Source organism: Methylomonas sp. ZR1 (genome assembly GCF_013141865.1).
GTDB lineage: Bacteria > Pseudomonadota > Gammaproteobacteria > Methylococcales > Methylomonadaceae > Methylomonas.
Genome location: NZ_RCST01000001.1, coordinates 673100 through 691303 on the forward strand (window position 1 = coordinate 673100; position 18204 = coordinate 691303).

An 18204-nucleotide genomic window follows, 5' to 3' on the forward strand; every position below is an offset into this window, starting at 1 on the left:
ATTGACCAAACCATTAGATAGGGAATAGCCGCCATGACAGCCGATTTAGAATCCAATCAGCACGTTGAGCAATTTCTGACTTTCGAGTTGGAAGGCGAGGCATATGGCATCGAAATTTTGAAAGTCCAAGAAATTAGAGGCTGGGAGCCCATTAGAAAAATTCCCAATACCCCTGATTTTGTAAAAGGTGCGTTAAATTTGCGCGGTTCCATAGTGCCGATTGTCGATCTGCGCGAACGTTTTCAGATGCAAAAAGTGGAATATACCCCGGTGACAGTCGTTATTGTGATGAGTGTCAATACTGCTTCCGGTACTTCGGTGATGGGCATCGTCGCTGATGCCGTATCCGACGTGTTGGATATTAAGCTGTCCGATATAAAAGAAGCGCCGAATTTGGGGTCGAAAATCAATACTCAATATATGCGCGGCATGTTCGTCGGCAAGAAAAATATGGTGATGTTATTGGATGTCGATAAGCTTTTAAATCCGGAAGAGTTTGTCGGTATTGCCGGGCTTGCTGCTATTGCCGAGGGTAAATGAGCGCGAGGATTGTAGCGGTCCTTAACCAGAAAGGCGGGGTAGGAAAAACCACCACTTCGGTCAATTTAACCCACGCTCTAGCTAAACTCGGTAAGAAAATTACAGTGATAGACTTTGATCCACAGAGTCATTTGGCCGTTTCGCTTGGTTCCGTAGATACGCAAACAAGTGGGATTGATAAGGTTTTGTTGGAAGGGGCGAGTCTCGCGGAGCAATCAATTCCGGTTAGAAAGAATCTGAATTTGGTGGTTGCCGGTCCAAGATTGCAGGAAATTGAGCAATTGACGGATGGTGGAGCCAGACGTGGCGATCTGCTTCGCAGAGCTTTGCTTGACGGCAATCGCGATGAAGATTTTATCTTTATCGATTGTCCCCCTTCTTCCGGGGTATTGGTAGCCAATGCCTTGTTTGCCGCCGATGAAATATTGGTGCCAATGACCAGTGATTATTTGGCATTGCAAGGCTTGTCGCATTTGGTGGGAACCATCAGGAAATTTGAAAGTGCTTCGAAAAGGCCCTACAAATTTTCCCTGGTCATGTCCAGGTATATTCCGGCCAGACGCATGTCAAAGGAGGTATTGAGTGTCATACAAAAATACTTCCCTGGGCAAATTTTGGCGACCACCATTCGGGAAACGGCTTTACTCGCAGAGTGCCCTAGTTTTGGTAAAACCATTTTTGAATATCGCCCGGGCTGCCGTTCCGCACGAGATTTTATGGCACTTGCCGAAGACTTTTTAGAAGGGAGGATGATGTAATGGCGGAACAAAATGAAGATAGTTTGATCGGTTACGACCCTCTGGCCTGGATGCATCGATCAGATTTCAATCACGACTCACAAAAAGCCCAAGTTAGTGAAGCGGAAGCGGACAGTTCGACAGAACTTGCGAGCTCGACAGAAACAGGGTCAAACCTTGAGACAGACTTGGATCAAGTGCCGGCCGACGGCTCTGATCCATACGCCTCTCAAAGTGAGCGAGCGGTTTTGGTATTGGATCCGGTACTGAATATTCAAAATGTCGCGGCTCTCCACCAGCGCTTAACGCAGATGCTCAGCAATTTTGAGGCTATCGATATCGACGCTTCCGGCGTGACGATGATAGATACGGCCACTCTGCAACTGTTATTGATTTTAAAGCAGACCGCAATTGGCTTGCAGAAATCTGTTTCTATCGATTTTCCTTCCGATAAGTTTATTGAAGCCTCGGAGTTGTTGGGGATTGCCGAAATGTTGGAAGTTGATCAGGCTGCATCCGGCTTCTTTTGATGGGGTACTACCCGAATATAAAAAATGAAAGAAAAAGCGCGCGAGTTTGAATATACCCAAGCAGATTTTGACGTTCTAAGGAAAATATCCAACCAATATTCCGGAATCTTGGTGCCGGACGATAAATTCGATATGTTTTATTCGAGGTTGTCGAAACGGGTCCGCATGCTGGGCTTTACCAGCTTCAAACAGTATTGTCACTATTTGAAAAACAACCCGGATACTGAGTTTACTGAATTTATTAATGCTGTCACCACTAACCTCACTTCTTTTTTTCGCGAAAATCACCACTTTGAATATTTAAGCAAGACGGTTGTACCGGGCTTGCTTAAAAAACATGCCGGGACTAAACAGATTAAAGTGTGGTCCGCAGGTTGCTCAACAGGTGAGGAGCCTTATTCTTTGGCGATGACCTTGAAGGAAAGCGTTCCGGCTGATTGGACTATAAATATTCTGGCTACCGATCTTGATACGAATGTTTTGGCCACCGCAGCAGCCGGTATTTACATGGCTGATCGCGTGACAGGAATAGCCGAGCAACGCCTTAAGCGCTGGTTTCAAAAAGGTGTGGGTGGACAAGCGAACAAGGTGCGAGTTAAACCGGAATTGAAAGAATTGATAGAGTTTAAACAATTGAATTTGATGCAGGAGTGGCCCTTGAAAGGGTATTTTGATTTTATTTTTTGCCGAAATGTTTTGATCTATTTTGATCGGGAAACCAAGGCGATGTTAGCGAATCGTTACTGCGGCTTATTGGAAGAGGGTTCATATTTATTCATTGGACATTCAGAATCCTTGCATCAGCTCGATACCGGATTCAGTTTGATAGGTAACACCATCTACAGGAAGTCGATTAAGTGAGTCATGTGCGACATGTGGATAGACCGCTTATCGCCGGCTTCGAAAACGTCAATCGATATTGGGATCAAGAAAATCAAATAGTGGCGGCAAAATTAATGCCCGGTGATTACTACGTCACCAAACAGGATGAAATGATTACGACTGTGCTGGGTTCTTGCGTGGCAGCCTGTATCAGGGATGTGGTGACCGGTGTGGGGGGTATGAATCATTTCATGTTGCCGGAGACCAGTAAAAGTCGCTTGAATGCCAGAGACGAAGCTGTCGTTGGCAATGCCTCTCGCTATGGCAATTACGCGATGGAACATTTGATCAACGCTATTTTGCAAAATGGCGGTAAGCGTAAAAACCTGGAAGTTAAGCTGTTCGGCGGCGGCAAAATCATCGCTACCCTGGGTGATGTGGGGGCCAGAAACATTCAATTCGTTTTGGACTATGTGGACACTGAAGCGTTGAATCTGGTTTCTCATGATTTGGGCGATATTTATCCGCGTAAGGTGAATTTCTTTCCGCATACCGGACGGGTCAGAATGAAAAAAATTAAAGATTTACACAACCAAACTATCTTCCTGCGCGAGAAGCAATATAGTTCCAGTATCAAGGACGCACCGGTTGAAGGTAGCGTAGAGCTATTTTAGGAAACCAGGATGACAAAAATTAAGCTATTGATTGTTGACGACTCGGCATTAATTCGCCAAATGTTGACGCAAATTTTTAATGAGGCAGGCGATATTGAAGTTGTCGGCACGGCCAGTGATCCGATTATTGCCCGGGAAAAAATAAAGGCCTTGAATCCCGACGTATTAACACTGGATGTAGAAATGCCGCGTATGGATGGTCTGACATTTTTACGTAATTTGATGCGTTTACGACCGATGCCGGTGGTCATGATTTCAACGTTGACCGAAAAAGGCGCCGAAGTGACCCTTGATGCGTTAGCGCTCGGTGCGGTTGATTTCGTGGCAAAACCAAAAATCGATGTCTCCCATGGCTTACGAGCCTATGCCGATGAGATTATCGGTAAAATCAGGATGGCCGCTCAAGCAAAAGTCAAAGCTTTGGAAACCAATCGGGTTAATGTCCCAGCTCTTAATTCAGTGAATGAGAATGCAGCCAGTACGATGAAAAAGCATTTCAAAACGACTCATAAAATTGTGGCGTTGGGTTCTTCAACGGGCGGCACCGAAGCGGTCAAGGAACTGGTAAAAAGCCTGCCTAGGACGGCGCCGGCGATTGTCATTACCCAACATTTGCCGCTCGCCTTCAGCGCTTCGTTTGCCAAACATGTTAACGAGGCCACTGAGATGACTGCTTGCGTGGCTAGCGATGGGCAACTGATATTGCCCGGAAATATTTATATAGCGCCAGGTGATCAGCATTTAATGGTTGTGAGAGATGGTGCTCGTTATGCGTGCCGCCTTGATGATGGTCCACCTGTCAACAGACATAAGCCTTCCGTGGATGTCCTGTTTCGATCAGTTGCCGAGAATGTGGGTAGCAATGCGGTTGGGGTTATGTTGACGGGCATGGGGGCGGATGGTGCCAGAGCCATGCTTGAGATGCGCGAGGCCGGGGCCGTCAACATAGTGCAGGATGAAGCATCCAGTATCGTTTGGGGCATGCCCGGCGAGGCCTACAAACTGGGAGCCGCGCATCATGTGTTATCCTTGGGGAAAATAGCGGAAAAAATCCTGGCCTTGGTGGATTGAAAATATGTTGCAGTTCCTAAAAGATAACGCGCTTCTGGTTTTATTCACGCTGGTAGTTTTGTTATTGCCGTTGCTTTCGTCCAACGCGCTGGTTTATTGGCTAGCCGCCCCCATCGCAACCATGTTGTGGATGGTCAAAGCATTTCGTGCGCAACGTGCGCAAGTGTCAGCCTTGACAAACAGCAAGGGTCTAAGCGAAGCCGAATTGGTGCGCGCGATTGATGACTATTTACTGCATTTGAAAGATTGTATCGACCAAGAAGCCTCCTATTTTCGCGCGGAATTGGAACAGCTCAAATCCATGCTTGCCGATGCGGTGACTACGATGTCCAACAGCTTCAATAGTTTGGCTAGTCTGACGTCCGGGCAGTCATCGATAGTATATTCGTTGGTAGCTGATCTGGAAGGAAGTACCGACAAAGGGCGTAGCAGTATCAATTTCACGAGTTTTGCTCAGGAAACCGATGATGTCCTGCAGTTTTTTATCGACCATATTCTGCAAATCAGTAAGCAGAGCATGGAAATGGTCGCGGTCATCAATGATGTTGGGGGCCATATGGCTCATGTCGAGAAACTATTGGGCGATGTGCAGAAGATTGCCGATCAAACCAATTTGTTGGCGCTGAATGCCGCCATAGAAGCAGCCAGGGCGGGAGAAGCCGGTCGAGGCTTTGCAGTGGTTGCGGGAGAAGTGCGAAATCTTTCAAAAAACTCCGATAAGTTCAGCGAGGAAATTAAGCGCGTGGTGAAGGCCTCCAAGGATAATATCCGCGAAGCGCAAACCATGATCGAAATAATGGCCTCCAAAGACATGAACGTGGCGATTAGTTCCAAAGCCAGTATCGACAAGATGATGGATGATATCGCCGTCATTAATGCCAATATCTCCAACAACGTCGGCGAAATTTCCCAACTGACCAATCAAATCGAGTTCAATGTGGGTAATGCGGTGAGAGGTCTGCAATTTGAGGATATGGCCCGGCAATTGATTGAATATTTACAATTCAATTTAGAACATTTCGGTTCGCTATCTGACGAGGTCAGTATAGGTTTGGGGGTATTTAAAACCGGTGGCGACACTGATTGGCGTGACCAATTACGGCAAGGCTCGGATCGCTTGAAAATCATGAAGCAACAGTGGCAAGTCAGAAAATCGCACATTGTGTCGCAATCTTCCATGGAGGAAGGCGATGTGGATCTGTTTTAGGCTAAAGGTAAGAGATGACATGAAAATTTGTGAGGTTAAAGAATATGGGTATTGATGCACGTGTTGATGCGGGAGTGCTGTCGATTAAAATAAGCGGTCGGTTCGATTTCGGCGTGCACAACGAGTTTCGCGAAGCCACCAAGCTGGTTGAAAGTGGCGTGAAGTTGATAGAAGTGGATTTGATCGGCACCGAATACTTAGATAGCTCAGCCCTTGGCATGCTGTTAGTTCTGCGAGATAAGATGGCGGGTGATAAGTCGGCAATACGGATTAAAAATTCGCGTACCGAAGTTAAAAAAATTTTGGAAATCGCTAATTTTGATAAATTATTTACACTATCCTGAGCAATCCCGCTTTTTTATATAACCTAATGGCGCGATCAAACCGACAACGGTTTGCGTAGCCGCCAACACCTCATGAACCAGCAGACTGACTTTTCCAGTTCCGATTTCATTAGAAATTTTTTCCAGCGATTTCTACCCAATTCCCAAGTTGTTTCCCTAGCCATAGTTTTGCTGGGCGGCTTTTTATTGATATACGGCTTGCTGGATTTGCTGATGCCGGTCTTTGTAGCGATTGTGTTGGCGTATCTACTGGAAGGGCTGGTGGTTAAAGCCGAACAGCGCCAACTCGGTCGTTTGATTTCGGTGCATCTCGTATTCTTTGCGTTTATGGCTGTGCTGGGTTTTGTGTTGTTTGTGTTGGTGCCGATAGTCTCCGAGCAAACCGTGCAACTGGTGCAACACATACCGGAGATTGTTTCCAGTACCCAAGCCGAAATCATGCGCTTCCCTGAACGCCATCCGGAACTGATTTCGGAAGTCCGGATTCGCGAAATCATGTTCTCCATTCAGCAAGACTTGCTCAAGTATGGTCAGGATTTGATCTCCGGCTCCGCCCAATCGTTTGTCGGATTGGTGGCGGTGATCATTTACTTGTTTTTGGTGCCGTTGATGGTGTTTTTCTTTCTGAAAGATAAACAGGTTTTATTGGGCTGGTTTGTACAGTTTCTGCCAAGGGATACCAGTCTTAGCCTGCGAGTGTGGCATGAAGTCGATAGGCAAATAGCCAATTACGTTAGAGGCAAATTTCTCGAAGTGTTTATCCTGTGGGCGGTCAGTTACATAGTCTTCTGGTTGTTGGGTTTGAATTATGCGATGTTGCTTGCGGTACTGATGGGCTTGTCTGTGGTGATTCCTTATGTCGGCGCGACATTAGTCACTTTTCCGGTATTGGCGGTGGCTTATGTGCAGTGGGGCGTGGGCGGCAGTGATCATTTTATGTACGTATTTATTGCCTATTCAGTGATTCAGGCGCTGGATGGTGTCATATTGGTGCCGCTGCTGTTTTCTGAAGCCGTGAATTTGCATCCTATTGCAATTATTGTTGCCATCCTGTTTTTTGGCGGCTTATGGGGATTTTGGGGGGTGTTTTTTGCGATACCCTTGGCCACGCTGGTTAAAGCGGTGTTAATGGCGTGGCCAAAGGCTGAGATCAGTCAATCATCGGCTTGATGGCGTTACAAATTATCGGATGCAAAATCCGCCAGGCGCGAACGCTCGCCACGCCGCAAAGTAATGTGGGCGCTATTCGGCCAAGATTTGAAACGATCAACCACATAGGTCAAACCGGAGCTGGTAGCGGTTAAATACGGCGTATCGATTTGTGCCAGATTGCCGATACAGATGATCTTAGTGCCGGGCCCCGCTCGGGTAATCAAGGTTTTCATCTGTTTGGGCGTCAGGTTTTGTGCCTCGTCGATAATCAGGTAGCGGTTCAGAAAAGTCCGTCCGCGCATAAAGTTCAGCGAACGAATTTTTACCCGGTTCATCATGACGTTTTGCGACGCGCCTTGTTCCCATTCGGTCGTGCCCGAGCGGCTGCCCAGCAACTCCAGGTTATCCATCAACGCCCCCATCCACGGCGCCATTTTTTCCTCTTCCGTACCCGGTAAAAAGCCAATGTCCTCGCCGACCGGCATGGTCTCCCGTGTCATGATAATTTCCAAATAGGCTTTGCTTTCCAGAGTCAAAGACAGGCCGGCTGCCAGTGCCAGCAAGGTTTTACCGGTGCCGGCAGAGCCTATTAACGTCACGAAGTCAACGTTTGGGTCGAGCAGGGCATTCAACGCAAAATTTTGCTCGCGGTTTTTGGCGGAAATCCCCCAGATGCTATTGTGTTTGGTCCGATAATCGCGGGCCAATTGCAACACAGCCGTGTCGCCTTCGCGGCTTTTCACGATGGCTTCGAAGTTATCTTCGCCTTCCATATACAGATATTGGTTGGGATACCATTCGGCCACCAGCGGACCATTCACGCGGTAGTATGTGTGGTCGTTTTCCTGCCACGATTCCATCTTGCCGCCGTGTTCCTCCCAGAAGTCGCTGTCCAGCGGCATCGTGCCGGTGTAGAGCAGGTCTATATCTTCGATGGTTTGATCGTTATGGTAATCCTCGGCAGTAATCTGTAGCGCGGCTGCTTTGATGCGCATATTGATGTCTTTGGAGACCAGGATTACATTCACATCCGGGTATTCCTTACCCAAGGCCAATACGATACTGAGGATAGAATTATCGGCAATCTGTCCAGGTAGGTCGGCAGGGAGTAGATGCGACAATTGCCGGGTTTGAAAATACAAACGGCCGTCGAATTCTCGCTCGCCGTTCCGAGCATAATCGATGCGCGACAGCGGTAGCCCGGCGTTGATGGTTTGTTGATCGGCATCGCGGATTAATTCGTCCAAAAACCGGCTAACTTGGCGGACGTTGCGCGATACGTCGGATAAGCCTTTTTTGGCGTGATCCAATTCCTCCAGCACCACCATCGGAATGAAAACATTATGTTCTTGAAAGCGAAAAATGGACGTTGGGTCGTGCATCAGTACGTTGGTGTCCAACACGAACAATTTTTTGCCGGCGGATTGAATATTCATATTATCCTTGTAAAAAGCGTGGAAAAGCGGTTTCAACGCAAACCCGGTGCTGCGCTAAAGGTATTTCTACTCCAAGTGTAGAGTTATCGTCAACCGAGCTATCGCTTGCCCTGTGCCCGATAAGCGTTGCTACCCTATGCAAAAGAGTAGTGCGATTTCACCGTCAATTCCGGGTTTTTTAAAAATACCGGTGCCAATAATCGACTAATCTCCAGTTTCTCTATACTTAAGCCGTCGTCATTGCTTTTGTATAGTCGGTTACAATAGGGCGCATATGTCGCGACAACTTAATTTGTATCGGTATTTTTAGGATAGTTATTTATGACACTTTCACCATCAAGCCAGCCAGACTTGGGTTGGAGCCAGATTAGGGAAACCATCAAGCTGTTGACCGTTTCGGTTGCTCAGGTTGAGGGCAGCATGAAAGCCGGCGACGAGTCGGTCTCAGCCTTGGCCGACTCGTTTACCGGTATGGTTGAAGATATGAAAAATATTCATCAGTTACTGAGTAGTTTTCAGCAGAGCGAGAGCCGCGACCAGGCTCTGGCGCATTGCGAGGCGACCCAGGATAAAATCTATTCGGCGATTGTGGCGTTCCAGTTTTATGATCGCCTGCAGCAATGCTTACAACACGTGTCCAACAATCTAAAAGGCTTGTCGGTCATCATCGATACGCCGCAGAGGTTATATAATCCTGCCGAATGGTATAAGTTTCAGGAAAGCATTCGCAACCAGTACACTATGGAATCTGAAAAAGTGATGTTTGATGCTATCCATCAGGGCAAAAGCGTCGATGAAGCGCTAGCCTTGTTTCAACAAGCAAATCGGCAAAGCGACGACGATGAAATCGAACTGTTTTAATTTTACTTGGCTACTCAAATCGTAAATGAAAAAAAAATCTCTGTTAATTTTGTGCCCTCTGTTACTGATATTAACGGCGTGTAGTAATCCTGGCTCAGAACCACCGGTGGCCGGCAGCGTACCGGCCAAAAAAGCCCCGGCTAAAAAATCAGCGGCAAACAAAGCCCCCGCAACTACGGCTAAAAAACCGGTGTCTAGTCCCGATACCGCCACCTATCCTATCGAAAGTGTCAGCAATAACTTTAAAGATGAACCGAATCTGCCGACCTTTCGCGCCGAGCCGTTGATGCCGCCGGCCGATATTCCGCCGCCTGCGCCAGCCAGTCCGGCTCTGACTGCACCCGCTCCGGCGGCGGTGGCTACAGCAACTGCGCCGGCACCAAGGTTTGTTATAGAAGACGCGCGCATCCCCAGCGGCACGCCGCCGGCGGTGGTGGCTTTAATTAGCGAGTCAGACCGCAGCCGTAATAGTGGCGACCTGGATGCTGCAGTGGTCGTGATGGAACGGGCGCTACGCATCGATTCACGCAACCCCACGCTGACTTACAAGCTGGCGCAGCTCAGAATCAAACAAAATAAGCCGCAATTGGCCGAGGAATTGGCGGGCAAGGCTGCTTTACTGGCTGGCGGTGATCTGGATCTGAAACGCAAAAGCTGGTTGTTGATCGCCGAAGCCCGGCAAATGCAGCAAAATGTCCAAGGGGCAAGAGAAGCTAAAGCCAAGGCGGACAGCTTTTTCGGTCGCTAGTGGCTGAGGGTTCCAAGACGGCGCTTGCCGGCGCCGCTAGCAAATTGGTGGATGTGTTTGGCGACGGCGGCGCCTTAGCCGAGGTTATCAGCGGTTATTCGCCGCGCGCCGCGCAGATTGAGATGGCGGAAAAAATCGCCTACGCCATCGAGTCCCAGCAAAACCTGATTGCCGAGGCCGGCACCGGCACCGGCAAAACCTTTGCCTATCTGATTCCTGCGATCCTGTCCGGTAAAAAAGTCATCGTTTCCACCGGCACCAAAAATCTACAAGATCAATTGTTCAACAAGGATTTGCCGGTGATCCGCAAAGCCTTGAGCAGACGGCCGTTCAAAGCCAGTTTGCTGAAAGGCCGCGCCAATTATTTATGCACTTATCGGCTGGAACAGGCCTTGAATTCCGCGTTCGGTTACAGCCAGGAAGACGCGGCGGCACTGGCGCAGATCAAGGCTTGGTCGAAGCGCACCAAGGCCGGCGACGTCTCGGAAGTGGCTGACGTGCATGACGGCGATCCGGTCTGGTTTCACGCCACTTCCACCACCGACAATTGTTTGGGTCAAAACTGTCCTGACTATGGCGATTGCTTTCTAACCAAGGCCCGCAAGCAAGCGCAGGAAGCCGAGATCGTGGTGGTCAATCACCATTTGCTCTGCGCAGATTGGTCGATCCGTGAAACCGGCTTCGGTGAATTGCTGCCGGATGCCGAAGTCGTCGTTATCGACGAAGCCCATCAACTGGCCGACACCGCCTCCAATTTTTTGGGCGTGACGATTAGCGGCAAACAATTGGTCGATTTGGCCGATGACAGCTTGGCCGAGTATTTCACCGACGCCAAGGATATGCCGGACCTGCGCACCGCCTGCGAGGACCTGCAACACGAAGTCAAGGATTTACGCCTAGCGTTTGGCCTGGAATTGCGCCGCGGCGACTGGCAAGACATCGAAACCAACCCCAAAATCGCCGGCGCGTTGGAATCCTTGCAAAAGCAATTGGCCCGGCTAACCGATCAACTGGAGCGCGCCTCGGTGCGCAGCAAAGGCCTGGAATCCTGCTTTGACCGCGCCGAAGCGCTGGACGCGCAACTGGAAACGCTGATTAACGACAAGGACGGGCAGTGGATCAAATGGTACGAGACTTATAGCAAGTCTTTCACGCTCAGTCGCACGCCGCTGGATATTGCCAAGGAGTTTCGTGGTTTCATGGCCCGGCATAAAGCCACCTGGATTTTCACTTCCGCGACCTTGAGTGTGGCCAATAACTTCGTGCATTTTTCCAAGAATCTTGGGTTGAGCGGCGCGCTCAGCCAGAGTTGGGAGAGTCCGTTCGATTATCCGAACCAGGCCTTGTTTTACCATCCTAAAGGCCTGCCGCAGCCCAGTGATCCTGACTTTACCGACAAAATTGTCGAGTTTGCCTTGCCGGTTTTAGAAGCCAGCCGGGGTCGGGCGTTTTTCCTGTTTACCAGCCACCGCGCCTTGCAACGCGCCGCGCAATTGTTGGAAGGCAAGCTCGACCATCCCATCCTGGTACAAGGGACAAAATCTAAAGGCGTATTGCTGGATCATTTCAAGGAACTGGGCAACGCGGTATTGTTAGCAACTGCCAGTTTCTGGGAAGGCGTGGACGTGCGCGGCGATGCTTTATCTTGCGTGATTATCGACAAACTGCCGTTTGCATCGCCGGGCGATCCGGTATTGAAAGCGCGGATGAATGCAATGGAAAAGCAGGGCCGCAACCCGTTTTTTGAGCATCAACTGCCCAGCGCCATCATCATGTTGCGCCAGGGTGTGGGCCGCTTGATTCGGGATGTCAATGACCGCGGCGTGCTGATGGTCTGCGACCCCAGATTATTAAAGCGCTCCTACGGCCAGATGTTTCTGGATAGCGTGCCGGCGATGAAGCGCAGCCGTGAGATCGAGGATGTGCGGCGGTTTTTTGCGTTGGATGAATCACATTGAACATTGCGTAGGCCGGAATAAGCGTTAGCGTTTCCGGCATCTTGTTGACAGAGGTACAGATTTGAAATTATTGGCAGTAGAAACGTCCACCGACGCCTGTTCGGCGGCCTTGTTTATCAATGGCGAGATTGCCGAAAAGTTTGCCGTCGCCCCGCGCGAACATACCAAATTGATTTTACCGATGATCGACGAATTGATGGCCGATGCTCAGCTCAAACCGCAACAACTGGACGCTATCGGTTTAAGTCGCGGGCCCGGTTCATTTACCGGTGTCAGAATTGCCGGCGGCGTGGTGCAAGGCATTGCTTATGGTGCCGACTTGCCGGTGGTGCCGGTTTCGACGTTGGCGGCCATCGCCCAAGATTTTTTTAACCGGCGGTCCGATGCCCAGCTGAGTTTTACCGCAATGGACGCCAGGATGGACGAGATTTTTTGGGGCGTGTATCAACGCAATGAATTGGGCCTGGCGGACTTGATCGGCGCGGAAGCCGTCACGCCAGCCGGCGAAGCGATATTTCCGGATTGCCGTGGCTTTGGCGTCGGCTCCGGCTGGGGCGTTTATGCGGAGCAGTTGGGCCAGCGTTTAGCAGAGCGTGTGCTGGGCGTTGAGGTGGATGTCTGGCCGCGCGCCGGCTGTGTCGCGCAATTGGGCGCTTACGGTTTTGCTTGCGGTTTGGCGGTGCCTGTCGAGCAAGCCATGCCGGTTTATTTGCGCGATAAAGTCGCCAAAAAACAATCGGAAAGATGAGTCGGTTTCCGGTTTCCAGCGGCCGCTAAAACGGCCGCGCCACATTTTTAAATACCTTCTAGGGTACAATAGCCCTTTACCTAAGCCGATAGTTTTAGCCCATGGCGCAATATTTCGAAATTCATCCGAAGAACCCGCAGCCGCGCTTGATTCAACAAGCAGTCAATATCTTGCGCAACGGCGGAGTCATCGTCTATCCCACTGACGCATCCTACGCGCTGGGTTGCCAGATCGGCGATAAGGCGGCCATGGATCAAATTCGCAGCCTCCGCCGGCTGGACGATAATCATAACTTCACACTGTTGTGTACCGACCTATCGCAGGTTTCTAACTTTACCAAAATGGGTAACGAGGCCCACCGCTTGATCAAAAAACTGACGCCAGGCCCGTTTACGTTTTTACTGGATGCCACACGCGAAGTGCCGCGCCGGTTGCAGCACCCCAAAAAGAAAACCATAGGCGTCAGAATCACCGACCATCCGGTAGCTCAAGCCTTGGTCGAGCAGCTCGGCGAACCCTTGTTGACCTCCACGTTGATGATGCCCGGCGATGAGGAGCCTTTGGCCGATCCTTACGAAATCCGAAAGCGGCTGGAAAAAGAGTTAGCCCTGGTCATAGATGTGGGCGTGATCGAATATCAACCCACTACCGTCATCGCTTGCGGCGACAAGTCCATTGACATTGTTCGGCAAGGTATCGGTATTGCGCCGATGTTGGAGTAAAAGCCATGATGGACGAATTAACCCTGATACAAAGGATCGTGGTGTGGATTTTGCCGGTGATTTTCGCGATCACCGGTCACGAGGTAGCACACGGTTGGGTGGCCAAGAAATTGGGCGACAATACCGCTGCCGACCAAGGCCGTTTAACGCTGAATCCTCTCAAACATATTGATGTGCTGGGCACGCTGATTATTCCCGGTTTATTGTTGCTGACCTTTACCGGTTTTGTGTTCGGGTGGGCCAAGCCGGTGCCGGTCGATCCCCGCGCGTTTAAAAAGCCGCGTCAAGCCATGGCGATTGTGGCGGTAGCCGGCCCCTTGTCCAATCTATTAATGGCGGCGGCCTGGGCTTTGCTGTCTAGAATCGGCGTGATGTTGGAAATCGAATACATCTCTTTTCCGCTGATATACAGCGGCGTAGCAGGCATCAGCATCAATTTGGTTTTGGCTTTGATTAATCTTCTGCCGATACCGCCCTTGGACGGCAGCCGGATTTTGTCCGGAGTGCTATCGGATTATTGGGCCTGGCAATACAATCGTTTGGAACGGTTTGGTTTTATTTTTTTGTTGATATTACTTGCTACCGACGTGTTGCAATATTTGCTGGCTTATCCGATGTACTACGCCCAACAATTATTTTTTAGTTTGGCGGGCATGTAGTTTTGAACGAAGTAGCATTACCGGTTGAAGCCGCGCTGCCGCCTCTGGCGCTGGTGCAAGGCCAGCCTTATCAGGATTTACCGGAAGATCTTTACATCCCGCCGGATGCGCTGGAAGTGTTTCTGGATGCGTTCGAAGGGCCGTTGGATTTGCTGTTGTATTTGATTCGCCGGCAGAATCTGGATATTCTCGACATCCCCATCGCCCAGATTACCCGGCAATATATCGCCTACATCGACATGATGGAAAATTTGCGTCTGGAGCTGGCCGCCGAATATTTGGTGATGGCCGCGCTGCTGGCGGAGATCAAATCGCGGATGCTGCTGCCCCGACAGCCGGAAAGCGAAGAGGAAGAAGAGGACCCCAGAGCATTTTTGATTCGCAAATTGCAGGAATACGAAGCGATCAAAAAAGTAGCCGAAGAAATCGACCAGCTGCCCCGAAACGAGCGCGATACCTTCGAATTCGGCGTGGATACTTCAACCGTGGATGTACAGCAAATTTTGCCGGATGTGCAACTCAAGGAACTGCTGCTGGCCTTCCAGGACATTTTGAAGCGCGCCGAGAGGCTTACCCATCATCAAATAACCAAAGAACCCCTATCAGTCCGTGAACGAATGGCAGCCATTTTGGAAAAACTTAACGGAGCAAATCAGCTCCATTTCGCAGCGTGTTTTACCCGAAGTGAAGGAAAAAACGGAGTGGTTGTCGCGTTTCTTGCCATCCTTGAACTCTCCAAGGAACGCATCATCGACATCTTCCAATCCGAACCCTACGCCGGCATCCAGGTCAGAATCCGCCTCGATAGCGGCACCGGCGACTGACTCACTGCTAGCCGAAACCGTCGTCGATGATGTTATTCCCAAAACCAAACCCAGAACGCCCCGCAAGCCGCGCATCAAACCCGAGCCGGTTACGATATTCGTGCCGGTCAAACGGCGCGCTGTGCGCTTTCCGGCTATCTGGGTTAGCGCGCCGCGCGTCGCGGTTGTTCACATCCAAGAACCAAGCAAGCCGGTGGTTTTGCCAACGTCCCCTAGGCACGCGGTGCGCTTACAGTCGGATTGGCGGAGTAGTTGGCAAGCACCCGTACCGGTGGCTGCAGCCGTTAGCGAGGCTAGGCGCGCAACCCGTTTACCGCAGCGTTGGGCCGAGATTATTCGCGCCAGCACCTACGAACCCATCGTGGTCGAACGCCACCGACTACAGCCCGACATAATTAAAGAGTGCGACATGAACACCAAGCGCATCGTGGAAGCCATTTTGTTCGCCGCCAATCGGCCAATGACGATCAGGCAGATTCAGGAAACTTTTCCTGAACTGGAGCAACCCGATACCTTGTCGGTGCAAATGGCCCTGGATGAAATCGCCCGCGATTACGCCGATAGGCCGATCGGCCTCCGGCAATTGGCCAGCGGCTACCGGTTTCAGGTGCGCGAAGGCTTGTCGCCGTATGTCACCCGCTTGTTCGAGGAAAAACCCGCGCGATATTCGCGGGCACTTTTAGAAACATTGGCTATCATCGCCTATCGCCAGCCGGTGACGCGCGGTGAAATCGAAGACATCCGCGGCGTCAGTGTCAGCAGTTCCATCATTCAAACCCTATTGGAGCGCGAGTGGATTCGCGTCATCGCCCATAAGGAAGTACCGGGTCGGCCGGCCTTGTTCGGCACCACCAAGCAATTTCTGGATTATTTCAATTTAACCTCATTGAGCGAATTACCGACGCTGGAAGAAATCGTCAATTTCGATTTCGGCAATTCGCCGCAACCGCAACCCGAGCAGGACCATAGTGAAAGACCGCAAACCGCCGAGATCCAACAACCCGTCAGCCCCGCAGGACAAACGGACCCAGAAACCGCAGCAGCGGAAACCGAGTTCGACTCACAAGCCGAAGCCGGCCTCGGCGCCGAAAAGCTCACCCTCCACTAAAGCCGCGCCCGCCGGCGGCGAGCGCATCCAGAAACTGCTGGCGCGGGCCGGCGTGGGCTCTCGGCGGGAAATCGAGCGCTGGATAGAAGAAGGCAAACTGATCGTCAATGGTAATCCGGTACAGCCGGGTTACCACTTAAAGCCGGACGACCATCTGCAAATCAACGGCCGGGTCGTGAAATGGGAAAAATACGCCGAGCAACCGACCCGCGTATTGGTTTATCACAAACCGGTCGGCGAACTGGTCACCCGCCGCGATCCGGAAGGCCGGCCGGTAATCTTTACCCAACTGCCGCGCCTGCAGGTCGGCCGCTGGATCGCGGTCGGCCGGCTGGACATCAACACCTCCGGCCTGATTTTAGTCACCAATAACGGCGAACTCGCCAACCGCTTGATGCACCCATCCCAGGAAGTCGAGCGCGAATACGCGGTGCGGATCTTGGGCGAAGTCGATGACGCGATGCTGGCGCGCCTGAAACAAGGCGTGGAACTGGACGACGGGCCGGCGCATTTCGAAGACGTCAGCTTTTACGCCGGCGAAGGCGCCAACAAATGGTTTTACGCCACGGTGAAACAGGGGCGGAATCGTTTGGTAAGGCGCTTGTGGGAATCGCAGGGGGTTAAAGTCAGCCGCTTGATCCGGGTCCGCTACGGCGATGTCGGTTTGCCGGAGCGAGTCAGGGCGCATTCGTTTTATGAGCTGGAAGCTAAGGAATTGGCGGCGTTGATGGAGTTTGTGGGTTTGTAGTGTGTTTATTGATATTCCGTAGAATAGATATTTCCAGCAAATATATTTAGCAAGTTACCACTTGATAATTTAGATGATAGAAGTGTTGATTGTTCATTATTAGTTTAATAAAAATTAAGAATAATAAATGCGTAATGCTGCTAGATTTTGCCTCAATCGCGCCAAAGACCTTATTGCAAAAGATGATGAAGTTTCCGCAAGGTATGCGTGCTTAGAATTACGGTTTTGTATCGAATATATTACCTATTCACAGTTGGAGTTATATATACAAGAAGTTTCTGATGACGCTCTAAAAAAATGGACTCCGAAGCAAATCATAAGTTTATTATTGGATTGTGACCCCAACGCTGATAAAAGCATTATTGTTTCTTTAGGGGTTCAGGAAAAACTTGGTGAGCCAGCCGAAACACAATTGCTCGGTGAAGATCACCGTTTCTCCCTTAAATGGGCTAATACGCAACATAACGCACTTGGAAACTTCCTCCACGCTCCTACGTTCGCACAAATTGAATCAGGAAAAACCAAGGGTAAAGAAGAAGTTTTAAAAAAAGCGACTACTGTGGTTAATGAAATCGAGAAAATTCTGAGTTCTCCGGTATTTAACGTGAATTTTGGGAGTTTTTATAAATTTCAATGCAGTTATTGTAAGAAAGACATTAAATGTAGAAAGGAAAGTATTAATAAAGATCTAGGTATTGTTTGCCAAGACGTAAAATGTAAAGCCGTGCATGACATAGTTTCTGAAGACGAAGGCACGTTCACCGTAAAAGCTAGGGAAATAGAATACCTTTGTAATTCATGCGATACCATCAATTATGTGGGTTATCATTTAATAAAACTTGGTAATGTATTTTCATGTTTTAAATGTGGGGGGAAGTCGCAAGTTAAATATGTTTTTTCACCTATTTAATTGGAGTTGATCTCCGTTTTCGTGTCCACTTGGAATTTCTGTTTGTATTGTTAGAGATTCGCTATCGCGAAAATTTATTGAATGCCGGTTCCCGCACCGGCGGGCGGGTTACTTTTCTTTGCTTGTCCAAAGAAAAGTAACCAAAAGAAAAGACACCCGAATGCCGCTTTTATCCTGCGCTCCGAAGCTTTCGCCGAGGGTTGCCGAAAGGGGCTTCCTGCCCCTTCGGCAACGCGATGCATCCCTGCATCGCCCCTAACGGGCTATTCTCGGCGAAAGCTTCGGTGCTCGGCGCGGCATACGGGAAAACCCCAACCCATCGCGAATTTTTTTACGCTAACTCTGCGTAGTATCGTAGGCGTAGGGTGGGCACGGTTTTTGTGCCCACGCGGTATTGGCATAGGC

The 18204-nt window shown here is 50.1% G+C and carries 20 protein-coding genes; 19 read left to right on the top strand and 1 reads right to left on the bottom strand.

The window, feature by feature from the left end:
- Positions 1 to 33: 33 nt before the first annotated feature.
- From DDY07_RS03075 to DDY07_RS03115, 9 genes are all read left to right on the top strand, one after another.
- Positions 34 to 540: a chemotaxis protein CheW gene (locus tag DDY07_RS03075; protein ID WP_033157428.1), complete on the top strand. Its 507-nt coding sequence runs from the start codon at positions 34 to 36 to the stop codon at positions 538 to 540.
- Entirely contained in the window at positions 537 to 1298 is a 762-nt protein-coding gene (locus tag DDY07_RS03080) for a ParA family protein (protein WP_171694763.1), read from the top strand. The genes DDY07_RS03075 and DDY07_RS03080 overlap by 4 nt, the downstream gene beginning before the upstream one ends.
- Positions 1298 to 1807 carry a lipid asymmetry maintenance protein MlaB gene (locus DDY07_RS03085; protein WP_171694764.1) on the top strand — a complete coding sequence of 170 codons (510 nt, stop codon included), beginning with the start codon at positions 1298 to 1300 and terminating at the stop codon, positions 1805 to 1807. The genes DDY07_RS03080 and DDY07_RS03085 overlap by 1 nt, the downstream gene beginning before the upstream one ends.
- 24 nt (positions 1808 to 1831) lie before the next feature.
- Complete coding sequence (locus DDY07_RS03090; protein ID WP_171694765.1) at positions 1832 to 2668, top strand: protein-glutamate O-methyltransferase CheR; 837 nt, start codon at positions 1832 to 1834, stop codon at positions 2666 to 2668.
- Complete coding sequence (gene cheD, locus DDY07_RS03095; RefSeq protein ID WP_033157431.1) at positions 2665 to 3303, top strand: chemoreceptor glutamine deamidase CheD; 639 nt, start codon at positions 2665 to 2667, stop codon at positions 3301 to 3303. Before DDY07_RS03090 ends, cheD begins: the two co-directional genes overlap by 4 nt.
- Before the next feature lie 9 nt (positions 3304 to 3312).
- Positions 3313 to 4374: a chemotaxis response regulator protein-glutamate methylesterase gene (locus DDY07_RS03100; protein WP_033157432.1), complete on the top strand. Its 1062-nt coding sequence runs from the start codon at positions 3313 to 3315 to the stop codon at positions 4372 to 4374.
- A gap of 4 nt (positions 4375 to 4378) precedes the next feature.
- Positions 4379 to 5581, top strand: coding sequence for a methyl-accepting chemotaxis protein (locus DDY07_RS03105; protein ID WP_171694766.1), 1203 nt, complete (start codon positions 4379 to 4381; stop codon positions 5579 to 5581).
- Between the two features lie 44 nt (positions 5582 to 5625).
- The gene (locus tag DDY07_RS03110; RefSeq protein WP_033157434.1) at positions 5626 to 5925 is read left to right on the top strand and encodes an STAS domain-containing protein; all 300 of its coding nucleotides are present in this window, start codon (positions 5626 to 5628) and stop codon (positions 5923 to 5925) included.
- Positions 5926 to 5997: 72 nt separating this feature from the next.
- On the top strand, positions 5998 to 7095 hold the full coding sequence (locus DDY07_RS03115) for an AI-2E family transporter (protein WP_171694767.1): 1098 nt from the start codon (positions 5998 to 6000) through the stop codon (positions 7093 to 7095).
- Positions 7096 to 7100: 5 nt separating this feature from the next.
- Here DDY07_RS03115 and DDY07_RS03120 read toward each other — a convergent pair whose 3' ends face one another.
- Positions 7101 to 8513 carry a PhoH family protein gene (locus DDY07_RS03120; protein ID WP_033157479.1) on the bottom strand — a complete coding sequence of 471 codons (1413 nt, stop codon included), beginning with the start codon at positions 8511 to 8513 and terminating at the stop codon, positions 7101 to 7103.
- A 321-nt stretch (positions 8514 to 8834) separates the two neighbouring features.
- Here DDY07_RS03120 and DDY07_RS03125 point away from each other — a divergent pair, with 321 nt between their 5' ends.
- From DDY07_RS03125 to DDY07_RS03170, 10 genes are all read left to right on the top strand, one after another.
- Positions 8835 to 9374, top strand: coding sequence for a hypothetical protein (locus DDY07_RS03125; protein ID WP_171694768.1), 540 nt, complete (start codon positions 8835 to 8837; stop codon positions 9372 to 9374).
- A gap of 25 nt (positions 9375 to 9399) precedes the next feature.
- On the top strand, positions 9400 to 10122 hold the full coding sequence (locus DDY07_RS03130) for a M48 family metallopeptidase (RefSeq protein ID WP_171694769.1): 723 nt from the start codon (positions 9400 to 9402) through the stop codon (positions 10120 to 10122).
- Between the two features lie 122 nt (positions 10123 to 10244).
- Entirely contained in the window at positions 10245 to 12080 is a 1836-nt protein-coding gene (locus DDY07_RS03135; RefSeq protein ID WP_253734607.1) for an ATP-dependent DNA helicase, read from the top strand.
- A 61-nt stretch (positions 12081 to 12141) separates the two neighbouring features.
- The gene (gene tsaB, locus DDY07_RS03140) at positions 12142 to 12828 is read left to right on the top strand and encodes a tRNA (adenosine(37)-N6)-threonylcarbamoyltransferase complex dimerization subunit type 1 TsaB (RefSeq protein WP_171694770.1); all 687 of its coding nucleotides are present in this window, start codon (positions 12142 to 12144) and stop codon (positions 12826 to 12828) included.
- A gap of 101 nt (positions 12829 to 12929) precedes the next feature.
- Positions 12930 to 13550, top strand: a complete 621-nt coding sequence (locus DDY07_RS03145) for an L-threonylcarbamoyladenylate synthase (RefSeq protein ID WP_171694771.1) — start codon at positions 12930 to 12932, stop codon at positions 13548 to 13550.
- Between the two features lie 5 nt (positions 13551 to 13555).
- Positions 13556 to 14209, top strand: a complete 654-nt coding sequence (locus DDY07_RS03150; RefSeq protein ID WP_033157440.1) for a site-2 protease family protein — start codon at positions 13556 to 13558, stop codon at positions 14207 to 14209.
- A gap of 2 nt (positions 14210 to 14211) precedes the next feature.
- Complete coding sequence (locus tag DDY07_RS03155) at positions 14212 to 15033, top strand: ScpA family protein (protein ID WP_171694772.1); 822 nt, start codon at positions 14212 to 14214, stop codon at positions 15031 to 15033.
- 121 nt (positions 15034 to 15154) lie between these two features.
- Entirely contained in the window at positions 15155 to 16141 is a 987-nt protein-coding gene (gene scpB / locus DDY07_RS03160; protein WP_367650908.1) for an SMC-Scp complex subunit ScpB, read from the top strand.
- 25 nt (positions 16142 to 16166) lie between these two features.
- Entirely contained in the window at positions 16167 to 16889 is a 723-nt protein-coding gene (rluB, locus tag DDY07_RS03165) for a 23S rRNA pseudouridine(2605) synthase RluB (RefSeq protein ID WP_171697685.1), read from the top strand.
- A gap of 127 nt (positions 16890 to 17016) precedes the next feature.
- Complete coding sequence (locus DDY07_RS03170) at positions 17017 to 17799, top strand: hypothetical protein (RefSeq protein WP_171694773.1); 783 nt, start codon at positions 17017 to 17019, stop codon at positions 17797 to 17799.
- Positions 17800 to 18204: the final 405 nt, after the last annotated feature.

Bases quoted from the DNA above. Each gene is read 5' to 3' on its own strand.
- DDY07_RS03115 (WP_171694767.1), top strand. From the start codon at position 5,998: ATGAACCAGCAGACTGACTTTTCCAGTTCCGATTTCATTAGAAATTTT.
- DDY07_RS03130 (WP_171694769.1), top strand. From the start codon at position 9,400: ATGAAAAAAAAATCTCTGTTAATTTTGTGCCCTCTGTTACTGATATTA.
- DDY07_RS03120 (WP_033157479.1), bottom strand. From the start codon at position 8,513: ATGAATATTCAATCCGCCGGCAAAAAATTGTTCGTGTTGGACACCAAC.
- DDY07_RS03085 (WP_171694764.1), top strand. From the start codon at position 1,298: ATGGCGGAACAAAATGAAGATAGTTTGATCGGTTACGACCCTCTGGCC.
- DDY07_RS03100 (WP_033157432.1), top strand. From the start codon at position 3,313: ATGACAAAAATTAAGCTATTGATTGTTGACGACTCGGCATTAATTCGC.
- DDY07_RS03080 (WP_171694763.1), top strand. From the start codon at position 537: ATGAGCGCGAGGATTGTAGCGGTCCTTAACCAGAAAGGCGGGGTAGGA.
- DDY07_RS03170 (WP_171694773.1), top strand. From the start codon at position 17,017: ATGCGTAATGCTGCTAGATTTTGCCTCAATCGCGCCAAAGACCTTATT.
- DDY07_RS03125 (WP_171694768.1), top strand. From the start codon at position 8,835: ATGACACTTTCACCATCAAGCCAGCCAGACTTGGGTTGGAGCCAGATT.
- DDY07_RS03145 (WP_171694771.1), top strand. From the start codon at position 12,930: ATGGCGCAATATTTCGAAATTCATCCGAAGAACCCGCAGCCGCGCTTG.
- DDY07_RS03090 (WP_171694765.1), top strand. From the start codon at position 1,832: ATGAAAGAAAAAGCGCGCGAGTTTGAATATACCCAAGCAGATTTTGAC.
- DDY07_RS03150 (WP_033157440.1), top strand. From the start codon at position 13,556: ATGATGGACGAATTAACCCTGATACAAAGGATCGTGGTGTGGATTTTG.
- DDY07_RS03105 (WP_171694766.1), top strand. From the start codon at position 4,379: ATGTTGCAGTTCCTAAAAGATAACGCGCTTCTGGTTTTATTCACGCTG.
- DDY07_RS03075 (WP_033157428.1), top strand. From the start codon at position 34: ATGACAGCCGATTTAGAATCCAATCAGCACGTTGAGCAATTTCTGACT.
- DDY07_RS03110 (WP_033157434.1), top strand. From the start codon at position 5,626: ATGGGTATTGATGCACGTGTTGATGCGGGAGTGCTGTCGATTAAAATA.
- DDY07_RS03135 (WP_253734607.1), top strand. From the start codon at position 10,245: ATGGCGGAAAAAATCGCCTACGCCATCGAGTCCCAGCAAAACCTGATT.